11 protein-coding genes are annotated in these 13722 nt (G+C 71.0%); 5 read left to right on the top strand and 6 right to left on the bottom strand.

The window, feature by feature from the left end; translation table 11 throughout:
- Nucleotides 1-30: 30 nt before the first annotated feature.
- The 4 genes from ACIN94_RS10560 (at nucleotide 31) to ACIN94_RS10545 (ending at nucleotide 4951) form a co-directional block, all read left to right on the top strand.
- Nucleotides 31-1155, top strand: a complete 1125-nt coding sequence (locus ACIN94_RS10560) for a YeiH family protein (RefSeq protein WP_400702652.1) — start codon at nucleotides 31-33, stop codon at nucleotides 1153-1155.
- 119 nt (nucleotides 1156-1274) lie between these two features.
- Nucleotides 1275-2213 carry a pseudouridine-5'-phosphate glycosidase gene (locus tag ACIN94_RS10555; protein WP_400702649.1) on the top strand — a complete coding sequence of 313 codons (939 nt, stop codon included), beginning with the start codon at nucleotides 1275-1277 and terminating at the stop codon, nucleotides 2211-2213.
- A 7-nt stretch (nucleotides 2214-2220) separates the two neighbouring features.
- The gene (locus ACIN94_RS10550) at nucleotides 2221-3171 is read left to right on the top strand and encodes a carbohydrate kinase family protein (protein ID WP_400702646.1); all 951 of its coding nucleotides are present in this window, start codon (nucleotides 2221-2223) and stop codon (nucleotides 3169-3171) included.
- 64 nt (nucleotides 3172-3235) lie between these two features.
- Nucleotides 3236-4951, top strand: a complete 1716-nt coding sequence (locus ACIN94_RS10545; RefSeq protein WP_400702643.1) for a hypothetical protein — start codon at nucleotides 3236-3238, stop codon at nucleotides 4949-4951.
- Nucleotides 4952-5046: 95 nt separating this feature from the next.
- Here ACIN94_RS10545 and ACIN94_RS10540 read toward each other — a convergent pair whose 3' ends face one another.
- Nucleotides 5047-5484, bottom strand: a complete 438-nt coding sequence (locus tag ACIN94_RS10540) for a DoxX family protein (protein ID WP_400702640.1) — start codon at nucleotides 5482-5484, stop codon at nucleotides 5047-5049.
- 77 nt (nucleotides 5485-5561) lie between these two features.
- Between ACIN94_RS10540 and ACIN94_RS10535 the strand changes: the two genes are divergently transcribed.
- Nucleotides 5562-6065, top strand: a complete 504-nt coding sequence (locus ACIN94_RS10535; protein ID WP_400702637.1) for a MarR family winged helix-turn-helix transcriptional regulator — start codon at nucleotides 5562-5564, stop codon at nucleotides 6063-6065.
- A 181-nt stretch (nucleotides 6066-6246) separates the two neighbouring features.
- On the opposite strand, the gene ACIN94_RS10530 is transcribed toward ACIN94_RS10535, so the two are convergent.
- The 5 genes from ACIN94_RS10530 to ACIN94_RS10510 form a co-directional block, all read right to left on the bottom strand.
- Nucleotides 6247-7578, bottom strand: coding sequence for a glycoside hydrolase family 6 protein (locus tag ACIN94_RS10530; protein ID WP_400702634.1), 1332 nt, complete (start codon nucleotides 7576-7578; stop codon nucleotides 6247-6249).
- Between the two features lie 342 nt (nucleotides 7579-7920).
- Nucleotides 7921-9078 (bottom strand): acyl-CoA dehydrogenase family protein, encoded by a 1158-nt coding sequence (locus tag ACIN94_RS10525; RefSeq protein ID WP_400702631.1) that lies wholly within the window; start codon nucleotides 9076-9078, stop codon nucleotides 7921-7923.
- A 2-nt stretch (nucleotides 9079-9080) separates the two neighbouring features.
- Nucleotides 9081-10025, bottom strand: coding sequence for a hydroxymethylglutaryl-CoA lyase (locus ACIN94_RS10520; RefSeq protein ID WP_400702628.1), 945 nt, complete (start codon nucleotides 10023-10025; stop codon nucleotides 9081-9083).
- Entirely contained in the window at nucleotides 10025-12034 is a 2010-nt protein-coding gene (locus ACIN94_RS10515; RefSeq protein ID WP_400702625.1) for an acetyl/propionyl/methylcrotonyl-CoA carboxylase subunit alpha, read from the bottom strand. Before ACIN94_RS10515 ends, ACIN94_RS10520 begins: the two co-directional genes overlap by 1 nt.
- A 35-nt stretch (nucleotides 12035-12069) precedes the next feature.
- The gene (locus ACIN94_RS10510; RefSeq protein WP_400702622.1) at nucleotides 12070-13638 is read right to left on the bottom strand and encodes a carboxyl transferase domain-containing protein; all 1569 of its coding nucleotides are present in this window, start codon (nucleotides 13636-13638) and stop codon (nucleotides 12070-12072) included.
- Nucleotides 13639-13722: the final 84 nt, after the last annotated feature.

Below are 13722 nucleotides of genomic sequence, written 5' to 3'. Positions count from 1 at the left end.
GCCGCGCCTGCCCGCATCAAGACTCGGACCATGACCCTCCTCTCGCCCGACGGCTCCCTCCGACACCCCGAACCCCCGGAACGCCCCGGACGGCCTGCGGGCAGGCGTGTCCCGGAGGCGGGTTCCCGCCCGCCGGGGACGCCCCTGCCGCGGAGGTGGGCCGCGGAGATCGGCGCCCTCGTGCCCGGCCTCGCCGTGGTGACCGTCGCGGTGATCCTGTCGACGTGGCTGAGCCGTGCCCTCCCCGGCGTGAGCGCGGCCGTCACCGCGGTGGCCTGCGGGATCGCGCTCACCAACCTCGGCGGGGTCCGCCGGTCGTTCCGCCCGGGGCTCGCGTTCGCGAGTCGACGGCTGCTCCGCCTGGCGATCGTGCTGCTCGGGCTGCGGATCGCCCTGCCGGAGGTGCTGGCGCTCGGCTGGCGTGCGCTCGCGGTGATCGCCGCAGCCACCGGCGGCACGTTCCTCGCCACACGTTGGATCGGGGCACGGCTCGGGGTGAGCCCGCGCAGGTCACTCCTCATCGCGACGGGGGTGTCCGTCTGCGGGGCCGCGGCGGTGGCCGCCATGCACGAGGTGGCCGGCAGCGACGACGACGACGTGGCGAGCGCGATCAGCGTCGTGGTCCTGTACGGCAGTGCCATGATCCTCGTGCTGCCGCTACTCGCCGGGCTTCTCGGCCTGACCTCGCACCAGCTCGGGATATGGGCCGGGGCGTCGGTCCACGAGATCGCCCAGGTGGCGGCCATCGGCGCAGTGGCCGGAGCGGGGGTGCTGGCGAGTGCGGTGGTGGTCAAGCTGGCCCGGGTCGTCCTGCTCGCCCCCATCGTGGGACTGACCTCCCTCGCCCTGCGCCGCGGCGTAGGCGGAGATCTACGGAACACTCCCGGCGCGGTACGGCGGCCACCGGTCGTGCCCCTGTTCGTACTGGGATTCGTCGCGATGGTGATCGTACGGAGCCTCGGCGTGATGCCCGCCGGGGTCACCCGGGCACTCCCCGAGGTGACGGGAGTGTTACTCGCGGCGGCACTCTTCGGGCTGGGGACGGGCGTCAACCTCAGAGAGCTGGCGCGCGGCGGACGGTCGCTGCTCCTGGGCGGGGCGGCCACGGCCGTCATCACCGTGATCTCTCTGCTCGGCGTCGCCGTCATCGGCTGATCTTCGGGTAGACGTCTCTCCACAACCGCCGTAACGTGCTCTTTCCGGAACAAGTGATCCAGGTCACATCGTTCCAAAAGAGCAACCATCCGGCCCGGATGAGGAGACAGAGGCGGCTCATGCGTACCACCCAGCAGCCCATCGACAGCGTGCTCCGCCCCTCCGGCGAGGTGGCCGGAGCACTGGCGCAGGGCGCCCCGGTCGTGGCGCTCGAGTCCACGATCATCTCGCACGGCCTGCCCCAGCCCCGCAACCTCGAGGTCGCGACCGAGCTGGAGGAGATCGTCCGCGAGGCGGGTGCCGTACCGGCGACGATCGCGGTGCTGGACGGCGTCGCACACGTCGGCCTGAGCCGGGACGAGCTCAAAAGGATCGCCACCGAACCAGGCCTGCGCAAGCTGGGCTTCCGCGATCTGCCCGCCGCCGCCGCGCTGAGGGCCAGCGGGGCGACCACGGTCTCGGCGACCTCGTTCCTGGCCGCGCGGGCGGGCATCCGGGTCTTCGCCACCGGCGGCCTCGGCGGCGTGCACCGCGGATGGACCGACAGCCAGGACGAGTCGGCCGACCTCGACATGCTGAGCCGTACCCGTATCACCGTCGTCTGCGCGGGCGTGAAGTCGATCCTGGACGTCCCCGCCACCCTGCAACGGCTGGAGACCCGCAGCGTCAGCGTGGCCGGGTTCCGCACCGGAGAGTTCCCCGGTTTCTACCTGCATACCTCCGGCGAGCCGATCGACTGGCGGATCGAGACTCCGGACGAGGCGGCGGGCATCATGCGGGCCCAGGACGCGCTTGGCGGCCCGGAGACCGCACTGATCGTGGCCAACCCGGTGCCGATGGCCGAGCAGCTCGACCCGGCCCTGCACGACCGGATCCTCGCCGAGGCCCTGGCCGCGGCCGACCGGGAGAAGGTCACCGGTCAGGCCATCACCCCGTTCCTCCTGGATTACCTGGTGAGGGGCACCGACGGCGCCTCGCTTGAGGCGAATCTGGCCGCCGTACGAGGAAACGCCCGCATCGCCGGGCAGATCGCGGCATCGTGGAGCCGGGGAAACTGAGGAAGTCGTGACCCGAACGGGCCTGCTGGTCATCGGCGACGTGGTCACCGACGTCGTCGCGCTTCACGCCGGGACGGCCCTGGCCGGCCCGGCCCGCGGCACGGACACCGCCGCCGACATCGTGCTGCGCCCGGGCGGCTCGGGAGCCAACACGGCCTCCTGGGCCGCCCGTCTGGGCGCCGACGCCCGGCTCCTGACCCGGGTCGGCTTCGACACCGGCGAATGGCACGCCGCCGAACTGCGGCGCGGCGGGGTCCGGCCGCACCTGCGGGTGGACCCCGACCGCCCGACCGCGGTGGTGATCGCCATGGTCGACGCGACCGGGGAGCGCTCCATGCTCACCAATCGGGGCGCGGGCGGCCACATCGGCGCCGACGACTGGGACGACGACCTGCTCGACGGGGTGCGTCACCTGCACCTGTCCGGATACACCCTGTTCGCTGAGCCGGGGCTGCAGCTGTGCCGGCTGGCTCTGGCCGCGGCCACCCTGCGCGGCGTCACGATCAGCGTCGACCCCGCCTCGACCGGTTTCCTGCGCTCCTTCGGCCCCGAGCGGTTCGTCCAGGAGACCCTGGCCGCCCAGCTGGTCATTCCCAACCTGGATGAGGCGTTGCTACTCACCGGCGAGAGCTCCGCCGGACGGGCCGCTGAACGGCTGAGCCTCCGGTACGGCGCGGCGGCTGTGAAACTCGGCTCCCACGGCGCTCTGATGGCGAGAAACGGAAAGTTGACGGCTCGGGTTCCCGGAACAGCCGCGGAGGTGATTGACTCGACGGGAGCGGGGGACGCGTTCGCCGCCGGCCTGTTGATCGCCCTGCTGGGAGGGGCCGCCGACGAGGCGGCGCTGAAGGCGGGAGGCGAGGCCGGAGCCGAGGCGGTGACAGCCATAGGCGGTCGGCCACGTGTCTCCGCGTCCGATCTGGGTACGGACCAGCTTTACCCTCTTAACACCAATTGATAGCTTGCGGCGTAGGCTGCACCATTAGCCACATGCGTCACTTTGGGGAGGTTTCGGTCCGCCGATGGATGCCGAGTCATCGATCTGCCTGAGTGATCTGGTTCCGGCACTGCGCTGGAGTCGGCCACAGCAGATCGCCGAAGTCCTGGCCGATCCCCGCCTGCCTGCGGGCTGGTGGTCCTCGGTCACCCTGCCCAAAGCCCTCGGCGTCGCCGGGCTCGACTGGGTCTGCGATCGGCTGGCCCGGCTTTCGGTGTCCCGCTGGGACCATCTGCCGCTGAGCGACGTGCTGCCCGCACTGCACGTGCACACGGTGGATCCCACCCTGCCCGGCTGGTCCGAGGCCGCCCGCTCCGCGATCATCGGACTGGGTGGCTGGTCCCGGCTGCGCCGCCTGACCACCGGAGACCTCGGCGGCCCTTCCCTGCCCGCCTCTCCCGAGGTCGTGGTGACCGCCATCTTCCGCGAGGTGCTCAGCAGGATCCCGCTGATCGGCGAGCAGCCCGCGCCGGCTACCCAGGTCGCCGTACAGGCCCCGGCAGGACAGGTTCCGCAACAGCAGGCCCCATCCATGCCACAGGCGCCATCCGTGCCGCTACAGGCACCATCCATGCCGCCACAGGCGCCGCCCGTACCGCAGGCACCATCCGTGCCACCACAGGCGCCGCCCGTACCGCAGGCACCGATCGCCGAGCCCGTACTCGAACCCCAGGTAAGGCCCAGCGACTACCCGTTGGTCCGCCTGGTGGACAACATGTTCCGTGACTGGAGCCCACTGGAGCGCGCGGTCGCCGTGGAACGGCTGTTCGCCGTCGAACCGATCAGCCTGCGCGCGCTGGCGCACAAGCTGAACGCCGATCGCGACGCGCTGTCCATGGCCCAGCGCACCGCCGAGGAACGCATCCTGCTCTGGCTGCGCTCTCCGGAGTCCGCCCCGCTCACCGGGCACATGTTCGGACTCACCGAGTGGTTGGGCGCCGCCGCCACGCAGGATCAGCTCATCGGCGCCGACCCCGCCCACCCCGTCGAGGTCCCCACGCTCAGCACCCCGCTCTGGCGGGTGCTGGTCACTCTCATGCCCGACCGGCGGCTGCAGGACGGCTGGCTCGTCGTCGGCGACCTGGGAGGCCTGCGGGACCGCACCCGGCAGCTGCTGGCGAGCAAGCCCGTCAACACCGACGTGGCCGCGCTCATGGAGCACCAGCTCGGCATCCGCGCACACTCCGCGCAGGCCTGGCTGGACGCGCTCACCGCCACCGGCACACCGGACATGGGTTCAGCCGGGGAGCCCGCCTCCGAGGCCGGCAAACAGCTCCCCCGCCGCACACCGGGGGCCAACGGCCACCATCACCGCGGCGGCCAGCCGATCCCGCAGGTGAACGCCAACTCCATCGACCCCCGTGCCGCTCTGGCGGCGCTGTCGGCGCTGTCGGGCGGCAACACCCGGCCCCACCTGATCACCAGCCAGCGCGCCCCCGCGCATCCACCGACCAACCCGGTCACCGACCCGAGCCGCTGGCAGCGGATAGAGGTGACCAGCGAGCACCTGCGAGGCGGCCCGGTGGCGGTGCCGGAGGGGTACGCCACCCAGCTCGGCATGCGTCCCGGCACCCTGCTGTCGGTGACCGGCCCCGGTGACAACGCGGTGGTGCTGGTCTGGCGGGACCACCCGGTCTTCGACTCCCTCCAGCCGGTGCTGATGCGCCTGAACGCCCGGCCGGGCGACCAGGTCTACGTCACCGTGGACGGCTATCGACTGGATGCCCAGCTGCCCACCTGAGGGGCGGGGCGGCTCTCCGGGGCCGCCTTCTCCCGGCAACGGCCCGGCCGGTCTCCCCGTGAGGGGCCGACCGGTCGGCAGGTCCGGGATTCCGCCTACGCCAAAGACGCGGAGGCCGGGACGGAGACGCGCCGTCGCCGCCACAGGCTGTCGGCGGCGAGGGCCCCGCCACCGCTGAAGGCGACGGCCAGGCTGCCCGCGGCGAGGGTGAGGACGAACTCGTAGCCGCCCTTGTCCACCGCGAACCCGTTCGCGGCGTGGAGGAACATGATCGCACCGACCATGTTCAGCGCGAGCAGGGAGCCGAAGACCGGCAGTCCCGCACCCAGGATGAATGCGATTCCTCCGACCACCTCCAGCACGGCCACTCCCGGCGCGGCCACGCCTGCCAGCGGAATCCCCAGGGACTCGAAGAACGCCGTCGTCCCGTCCAGTCCCATCGTGGTGAACTTCTGCCAGCCGTGGACGACGAAGACCACTCCGATGGCGATCCGTCCCACCAGCAGGGCAATGGGGCGTGCGCGGTCAAGCATGACAACTCCTTCTAGTTGTTCGAATTTGAACTAAATCCTAGTCTAGTTCAAATTTGAACAAGCCATAAACTGTGGTCGTGAACGACACGAGATGGCTCAGCGAAATCGAGCTGAACGCCTGGATGGCCTACGTCACCGCGACACACCTGCTGGAGCGGCGCGTCGAGGAGCAGTTGAAGGCCGACTCCGGGCTCACCCACGCCCAGTACGAAATCCTCGTCAAACTCGCGGCCGCCCCCGAGCAGCGGATGCGGATGACCGAACTCGCGCGCAAGGTGATCGTGTCCAAAAGCGGGCTCACCTATCAGATCGGTCAGCTCGAAAAGGGCGGCCTCGTCGAGCGGATGACCTGTCCTTCCGATGAGCGGGGCGTCCTCGCCGCGCTCACCCCCGAGGGGGCCCGCTGCCTGGAGCGGACAGCGCCGGGCCACGTGGCCGTCGTCCGCGCCTTCCTGATCGACCAGCTCACCCCCGAGGAGCTGCAGGCAATGACACGGATCATGTCAAAGACCGCGGCGGTGATAGCGGCGACGACCAACCAGTCAACCGAGAGAGCAGCCGGCGGCCGCCTCTCCCGGTAGCGTCCCGGACCACCTCGGCCGATAAAGGCCTGCGGAGGCGGTGTGAGGCCTGCGCGACGACCCGCGAGCTATGCGGAGTCACGGGGTTTCCGGTCTCTCCCCGAACGGGGAAAATCCGGTACGGCCCGCGCGGGGGGCACTTTCCGCGCGGGCCGTACCGGATCATGGCTGCGCCGCCAGGTCAGGCGGCGGCGCAGCTGACCGAGGCCGGCACACCGTTGGCGCCGGGCGAGTCGCCGGTGAAGCCGAAGGACGTCGAGGCGCCCGAGGAGAGACTGCCGTTATGCGTCAGGTTCCGCACCGAGACGTTGGCGCCGCTCTGGGTGTGCTGGCCGTTCCAGAGCTGGGTGATGGTCTGGCCGTTCGGGAAGGACCAGCTCGCCGTCCAGCCCGTGATGGCCACGCCGCCGGTGCTCTTCACCGTCACCTCGGCCTGGAAACCGCCCTGCCAGGAGTTGACCACCTTGTAGGTGGCCGCGCAGGCCTTACCACCGGTACCACCGGTGGGGGTGACCGTCGGGGTCGGCGTGGGGGTGGCGGTGGGAGGAGGAGATGTGGGCTGCGGGGCCGCGATGGCCAGGTCGTAGGCCCGCTGCGGCACGAACTGCCCGGCGCCGGCGATGCAGCCGTCGGCCTCGCCCGGCAGCTTGATCCAGAGGAACGCGTCGATCATCGAGTCGCCGGTGCTGGTCGTGCTCGGCGTGCCGATCGCCCGCCCGCCCGGGTCACACCATTCGCTGCCCTGGGGACCGTTGCCGTTGCGGCTGGTGTCGATCACCGCGCGGAGCCGGGAGACACCGCTGGCGGAGATGACGCTCTTGGCGTACGCCACCTCGGTGGAGGTCCAGCGGTAGTTGGAGACGTTGAGGGCGATGCCGTCCGCGCTGTTGGCGACGTCCGCGGCCCTCAGCCGGGCCCCGGCCTCGGAGGCGGACAGCCATCCGGAGTGCCCGATGTCGAAGTAGACCTTCACCCCCGACGAGGCGGCCTTCAGCTTCTTGCCGGCGTACGCCATGGAGGCGTTGGTCTCCTGCTGCTGAGAGGAGCTCATGCAGTTGGTCATGATCGGGAGCACGTCGGGCTCCAGGATGATCGACGCGGACCTCCCCTGAAGTCCCGCTGCGAGTTCGTCGATCCACTGCCGGTAGGACGTGTGGTTGGGCGCGCCACCCGTACTCGCACCGCTGCAGTCACGGTTGGGGATGTTGTAGACGACCATGATGGGGGTCTTGCCCGCGTTCGCGGCGGCGGCGGCGAACGCCGACACCTGGCCGCGCACGGCGGAGGTGTTGGTCGTGGTGAACCAGCGTGCCTGCGGGACGGCGGCGATCCGGTCGCGGATGACCGGTGTGCGGGAGTCTCCCGGATTCGCCGCGACCCATCTGGCCGCGCTGGTGTCGGGATCGACGTAGAACGAGGAATCGGCTGCGGACGCTCCGGAGGCCACGGACACCGCGGCAACCGTGGTGACCAGGGCGGCGCAGAGCGTGGCCAGAACTGACCTTCTTAGCATGGATCGGCTCCTTCAAGGGGGGCATGGGAGCGCTCCCACCATAACGGCGCGCCCATCCCTCACACAGTCCCGGCCTCTCCCCGCCCCCTCCTCACGCTCTTGAGCTGCGCTGATACCGTTCGCCGACGATGAAAATTTCACCCGGGCGGGCGGCGCGGACCCTTTTACCTGGGTCCGCGCCGCCCGCCCGGGTGTTGCCCGGTCATGTCGCCGAGCCTCCGGTGGGCGACGGGGACGGGCGCCCCGCCCCACGCCACGCGCGGGCGATGGATGGCTCCCCCGGCCGGACGCCGCGCCCGGCCTGATCTTCCTGCGAGGCCGGCTCCGGGCGAGGCCCCTGGCTCAGAGGTCGCCCAGGCCGAGCTGCCTCGCGATCAGCATCCGCTGGACCTCGCTGGTGCCCTCGCCGATCTCCAGAATCTTGGCGTCACGGTAGAAGCGGCCGACGGGATACTCGTTCATGAACCCGTAGCCGCCGAAGATCTGGGTGGCGTCGCGGGCGTTGTCCATGGCCGCGTCGCCGGCGACGAGCTTGGCGATGGCCGCCTCCTTCTTGAACGGCTCACCGGCCAGCATCTTCTCCGCCGCGTGGTAGTAGGCCAGGCGGGCGGTGTGGGTGCGGACCTCCATGTCGGCGATCTTGAACTGGATGGCCTGGTAGTGACCGATCGGGTGGCCGAACGCCTGGCGTTCGCGCACGTAGCGCAGGGACTCGTCCACGCAGCCCTGGGCCAGGCCGACCGAGAGTGCGGCGATGGCGATACGGCCCTCGTCGAGGGTCTGCAGGAACTGCGCGTAGCCCCTGCCCCGCTCGCCGAGCAGGTTGGCCGCCGGGACCCGGCAGTCGGTGAAGGAGAGCTCGCGGGTGTCGGAACAGTTCCAGCCGACCTTGGAGTACTTCTTCGAGGCGGTGAAGCCCGGGGTGCCGGCCGGCACCAGGATCGTGGAGATCTCTTTCTTGCCGTCGGCGCGCTCACCGGTGATGGCGGCCACCCCGACGACGCCGGTGATGTCGGTGCCCGAGTTGGTGATGAACGCCTTCGAGCCGTTGATCACCCACTCGTCCCCGTCCAGCACGGCCGTGGTCCGCATGCCGCCCGGCACGTCGGAACCGCCGCCCGGCTCGGTCAGGCCGAACGCGCCCAGCATCTCGCCCGACGTCAGCCGGGGCAGCCACTCGGCCCGCTGCTCGGCCGTACCGAACCGGTAGATCGGCATCGCACCCAGCGACACCGCGGCCTCGACGGTGATGGCCACGCTGGAGTCGACCCTCGCCAGCTCCTCCAAGGTCAGGCAGAGGGCGAAGTAGTCCCCGCCCATGCCGCCGTACTCCTCCGGGATCGGCAGCCCGAACAGGCCCATCGCACCCATCTGCCGCACGATGCCGTAGGGGAACTCCTCGCGCTCATAGAGGTCCCCGATCACCGGGGCCACCACGTCGCGGGCGAACGCCTCGACGGTCTTGCGGAGGTCTTCATACTCCTCGTTGAGCTTGGGCATCGTCACTCCTTGATGTCTTGATCGGTCGCCGGGCTCGTTCCCAGTGCCTGGACGACCCGTGAGGGGCTGGGACGGCCGAGCCGCGCGGCCAGCCACGTGCTGGTCTCCACCAGCGATTCGAGGTTCAGTCCGGTCTCGACGCCGAGACCGTGCAGCATCCACACCAGGTCCTCGGTGGCGAGGTTGCCGGTGGCGCTCTCGGCGTACGGACAGCCCCCGATGCCGCCGGTGGAGGCGTCCACCACGGTCACGCCCTCCCGGAGTGCGGCGAGGGTGTTGGCCAGTGCCTGGCCGTAGGTGTCGTGGAAGTGCACGGCCAGCCGGGAGGGTCCGCCGAAGGCCTGGATCAGCGCGCTCACGTGGCCTGGTGTGCCGACGCCGATGGTGTCGCCGAGCGAAAGCTCGAAACAGCCGAGATCGAGCAGTCTGCGGCCGACCGCGGTCACCTGGCCGATCGGCGTCGGTCCCTCCCACGGATCCCCGAAGCACATCGACACGTACGCCCTGACCCTGAGACCGTGGTCCAGCGCCCTGGCGACCACCGGTTCGAACATCTCGAACTGCGACTCCAGCGTCCGGTTGAGGTTCTTGCGGGCGAAAGTCTCGGTGGCGCTGGCGAAGATGGCGATCTCCTCGACACCGTGCGCCAGAGCACGGTCGAGGCCCCGCTCGTTCGGCACGAGCACCGGATAGCGCACGCCGGGGACCCGTTCCAGGCCGGTCAGCAGCTCCGAGGCGTCCGCCAACTGGGGCACCCAGGCGGGGTGCACGAAGCTGGTCGTCTCGATCACCCGGTGCCCGGCGGCGGCCAGCCGGGCGACGAACTCCGCCTTGACCTCGACGGGGACGACCGCCGACTCGTTCTGCAGACCGTCCCTGGGGCCGACCTCGTAGACCGTGACCCGTTCCGGCAGCCCCGCCGCCGGCACCCTGTACGGCTCCCGCATCACGGCTCCCCCTCCCGCCGGACGACCGCCAGCACGGCGTCCATGTCGACCGCCTGCCCGGTCCGCACCGGTAGCTCGGTGACCACCCCGCCAACCGGCGCGGTCACGGTGTGCTCCATCTTCATGGCCTCGACGATGAGCAGCGGCTGCCCCTCGGTGACCTTCTCCCCCGTGGTCACCTTGACCACGAGGACAGTGCCGGGCATCGGGCTGCGGACCACGCCGTCCCCGGCACCGCCTGCGCCCGTCCGGTCGCCGGGGTCGCCCAGATGGTGCCGGGTGAGTGCCCAGGCGTCACCGTCCCGGCCGAGCCAGACGGTGTCGCCGTCCCGGGCGACGGCGTAGCGGCGCCGGACCCCGTCCAGGGTGACCAGCAGGTCATCGCCGTCTTCGGCCAACCTCGCCTGGACGTCCCCGCCCGGGGTGGCCGCCTGGTCGCCGCTCATGCCGTCAGCTCCGGAGGGCCGGTTCTCCGGCAGGCGGACCTCGGCTCCAGCCCGGGGAAGGCCCCGTACCCGCACCTCGGCCACACCGTCGCGGCTCTCCAGCCGCCAGGTGGTCCATGCGGCCTCACCGAGGCGCCAGCCGTCGGGCACCTCCCATGGGTCGCCCGGCGCCACGGGCACGCGGTCGTGCTGAAGGACCAGGGCGGCCGTGGCCAGGATGTCGGCGGGGACGGCGTCGCTGGAGACCAGCGTGTCGAGGTGGCGCTCGACCAAGCCGGTGTCGAGGTCTCCGGCCACCACCTCCGGATGGGTGATCAGCGCCCGGAGGAAGGCGATGTTGGTCGGCACACCCAGAACGGTCGTCGCGGCGAGCGCCCCGTCCAGCCGCCGCAGCGCGCTCGCCCGGTCCGGCCCCCAGGCGATGACCTTGGACAGCATCGGGTCGTAGTCGCTGCCGACCACGCCGCCGGCCATCAGGCTGGAGTCCACCCGGACATCGCCGGGCTCGCGCAGCGCGAGGACCCGGCCGCCGGTCGGCAGGAAGCTCCGAGAGGGGTCCTCGGCGTAGACGCGGGCCTCGACGGCGTGGCCGTGCAGCCGTACCTCGTCCTGGGTGAACGGGAGCGGCTCACCGGCCGCGACACTGAGCTGGAGCTCGACCAGGTCCAGGCCGGTGACCAGCTCGGTGACCGGGTGCTCGACCTGAAGCCGGGTGTTCATCTCCATGAAGTAGTAGTCGCCGGTGGCGCCCTGGACGATGAACTCGACGGTCCCCGCGCCGACGTAGCCGACGGACCGGGCGGCCTCGACCGCCGCGGCACCCATGCTCGCCCGGGTCACCGCGTCGAGCAGCGGGGAGGGGGCCTCCTCAATGATCTTCTGGTGGCGGCGCTGGAGGCTGCACTCGCGCTCGCCCAGGTGGACGACGTTGCCGTGGGTGTCGGCCATCACCTGGATCTCGATGTGCCGGGGGTTGTCCACGAAACGCTCGATCAGCAGGGTGGCGTCGCCGAACGCGGCGGCGGCCGTACGGCGGGCGGACTCCAGCGCGTCCGGCAGTTCGGCGGCCGCGCGCACCAGCACCATGCCCTTGCCTCCGCCGCCGGCGGATGGCTTGATCAGCGCGGGGAAGCCGACCCGCTCGGCGGCCTTCACCAGGTCGTCGGCCGGTTCGGCGCCGCCGGGGACGACGGGGACCCCGGCGGCCGAGACGGTGGCCTTGGCACGGATCTTGTCGCCCATGGCCTCGACGGCCTCCGGCGGAGGGCCGATGAACACCAGTCCGGCCTCGGCGCACCGCCGGGCGAAGGCCGTGTTCTCGGCCAGGAAGCCGTATCCGGGATGTACGGCCTGGGCCCCGGCCGCCGCGGCGGCGTCCAGGATCCCGTCGATGTCGAGATAGCCGCCGCCGAGCCGTACCGCGACGTCGGCCTCGCGGGCGTGCCGCGCGCCCGCGTCGGCGTCGCTGTACACGGCGACGGAGCGGATGCCCAGTCTCCTGAGCGTGCGGATGATCCGGAGGGCGATCTCGCCGCGGTTGGCGATGAGAACGGTGTCGAACATCCGGCAAGGGGCTGTCGAGTGGGTCATGAGTGCGGTCACATCCGGAAGACGCCGTAGCCGATGGGGTCGAGGGGGGCGTTGGCCGCGGCGGACAGGGCCAGGCCCAGGACGGTGCGGGTGTCGAGGGGGTCGATGACGCCGTCGTCCCAGAGGCGGGCGGTGGAGTAGTAGGGGTTGCCCTGGTCCTCGTACTGCCTGCGGATGGTGTCGGGGTCGGCGTTGCCGACCGTGGAGAGGACGTTCGCGGCCTGTTCACCGCCCATCACGGAGATACGCGCGTTAGGCCACATCCACAGGAACCGGGGCGAGTAGGCGCGCCCGGCCATCGCGTAGTTGCCGGCGCCGAACGAGCCGCCGACGACCACGGTGAACTTGGGCACTCGGGCGCAGGCGACGGCGGTGACCATCTTGGCGCCGTGCTTGGCGATGCCTCCGGCCTCGTACGCCTTGCCGACCATGAAGCCGCTGATGTTCTGCAGGAACACCAGGGGGACGGCCCGACGGTCGCACAGCTCGATGAAGTGCGCGCCCTTGAGCGCGGACTCGCCGAACAGGATGCCGTTGTTGGCGACGATCCCGACGGGGTGGCCGTGGATGTGGGCGAAGCCGGTGACGAGGGTGGCACCGTACTCGGCCTTGAACTCCAGGAACCGGCTGCCGTCCACCACGCGGGCGATGATCTCCCGCACGTCGTAGGGCGTGCGGGTGTCGGCGGGGACGATCCCGTAGAGGTCGTGGGGGTCGTGAACCGGCTCCTCGGCGGGGACGCGCTCCCATGGGGAGGGGGTGCGCGGGGCGAGGGTGGCCACGATGTCGCGGACGATCCGCAGCGCGTGGGCGTCGTCCTCGGCGAGGTGGTCGGTGACGCCGCTGACCCGGGCGTGCAGGTCGCCGCCGCCCAGTTCCTCGGCGGTGACCTCCTCCCCGGTCGCGGCCTTCACCAGCGGCGGCCCGCCCAGGAAGATCGTGCCCTGGTTGCGGACGATCACCGCCTCGTCGCTCATCGCGGGGACGTAGGCGCCGCCCGCCGTACAGGAGCCGAGGACCGCGGCGATCTGCGGTATGCCACGTGCCGACATGGTGGCCTGGTTGTAGAAGATCCGGCCGAAGTGCTCGCGGTCGGGGAAGACCTCGTCCTGCCTGGGCAGAAACGCGCCGCCGGAGTCGACGAGGTAGACGCACGGCAGGTTGTTGTGGAGGGCGACCTCCTGTGCCCGCAGGTGCTTCTTGACCGTCATCGGGTAGTAGGTGCCGCCCTTGACCGTGGCGTCGTTGGCGACGACCACGCACTCGCGGCCGGAGACACGGCCCACGCCGGTGATGATCCCCGCCGCGGGGGCCTCGTCGCCGTACAGCCCGGTGGCGGCGAGCTGGGACAGCTCCAGGAACCGCGAGCCCGGGTCGAGCAGGGTGTCCACCCGGTCGCGGGGAAGCAGCTTGCCCCGCGACACGTGCCTGACCCGCGACTTCTCCGGACCGCCCAGTCCGGCGACCGCGATCCGTTCTCGCAGGTCGGCGACGAGCCGTCCATTGACCTCCGCGTTGCGTCCGAAGCCCTCGCCACCCGGGTCGCAGGCGCTTCGCAGCACCGGCCAGCCACCCATGTGAGCCCCCTTGCCCGGCTCCCTCGCCGTAAGTTAACGGTTACTAACTCCGCCACAGATGTTAGTCACTATTAACGTCACCGT

This window comes from Streptosporangium sp. NPDC087985 (assembly GCF_044741965.1).
Taxonomy (GTDB): domain Bacteria; phylum Actinomycetota; class Actinomycetes; order Streptosporangiales; family Streptosporangiaceae; genus Streptosporangium.
The sequence above is the reverse complement of the archived record's forward strand: the minus strand, read 5'-3'. Positions and strand labels throughout refer to the sequence as shown.

What these genes read in the sequence shown, in the direction of transcription:
- ACIN94_RS10560 (WP_400702652.1), top strand. Translation starts at nt 31, where the DNA reads ATGACCCTCCTCTCGCCCGACGGCTCCCTCCGACACCCCGAACCCCCG.
- ACIN94_RS10555 (WP_400702649.1), top strand. Translation starts at nt 1,275, where the DNA reads ATGCGTACCACCCAGCAGCCCATCGACAGCGTGCTCCGCCCCTCCGGC.
- ACIN94_RS10545 (WP_400702643.1), top strand. Translation starts at nt 3,236, where the DNA reads ATGGATGCCGAGTCATCGATCTGCCTGAGTGATCTGGTTCCGGCACTG.
- ACIN94_RS10540 (WP_400702640.1), bottom strand. Translation starts at nt 5,484, where the DNA reads ATGCTTGACCGCGCACGCCCCATTGCCCTGCTGGTGGGACGGATCGCC.
- ACIN94_RS10530 (WP_400702634.1), bottom strand. Translation starts at nt 7,578, where the DNA reads ATGCTAAGAAGGTCAGTTCTGGCCACGCTCTGCGCCGCCCTGGTCACC.
- ACIN94_RS10525 (WP_400702631.1), bottom strand. Translation starts at nt 9,078, where the DNA reads ATGCCCAAGCTCAACGAGGAGTATGAAGACCTCCGCAAGACCGTCGAG.
- ACIN94_RS10520 (WP_400702628.1), bottom strand. Translation starts at nt 10,025, where the DNA reads ATGCGGGAGCCGTACAGGGTGCCGGCGGCGGGGCTGCCGGAACGGGTC.
- ACIN94_RS10515 (WP_400702625.1), bottom strand. Translation starts at nt 12,034, where the DNA reads ATGTTCGACACCGTTCTCATCGCCAACCGCGGCGAGATCGCCCTCCGG.
- ACIN94_RS10510 (WP_400702622.1), bottom strand. Translation starts at nt 13,638, where the DNA reads ATGGGTGGCTGGCCGGTGCTGCGAAGCGCCTGCGACCCGGGTGGCGAG.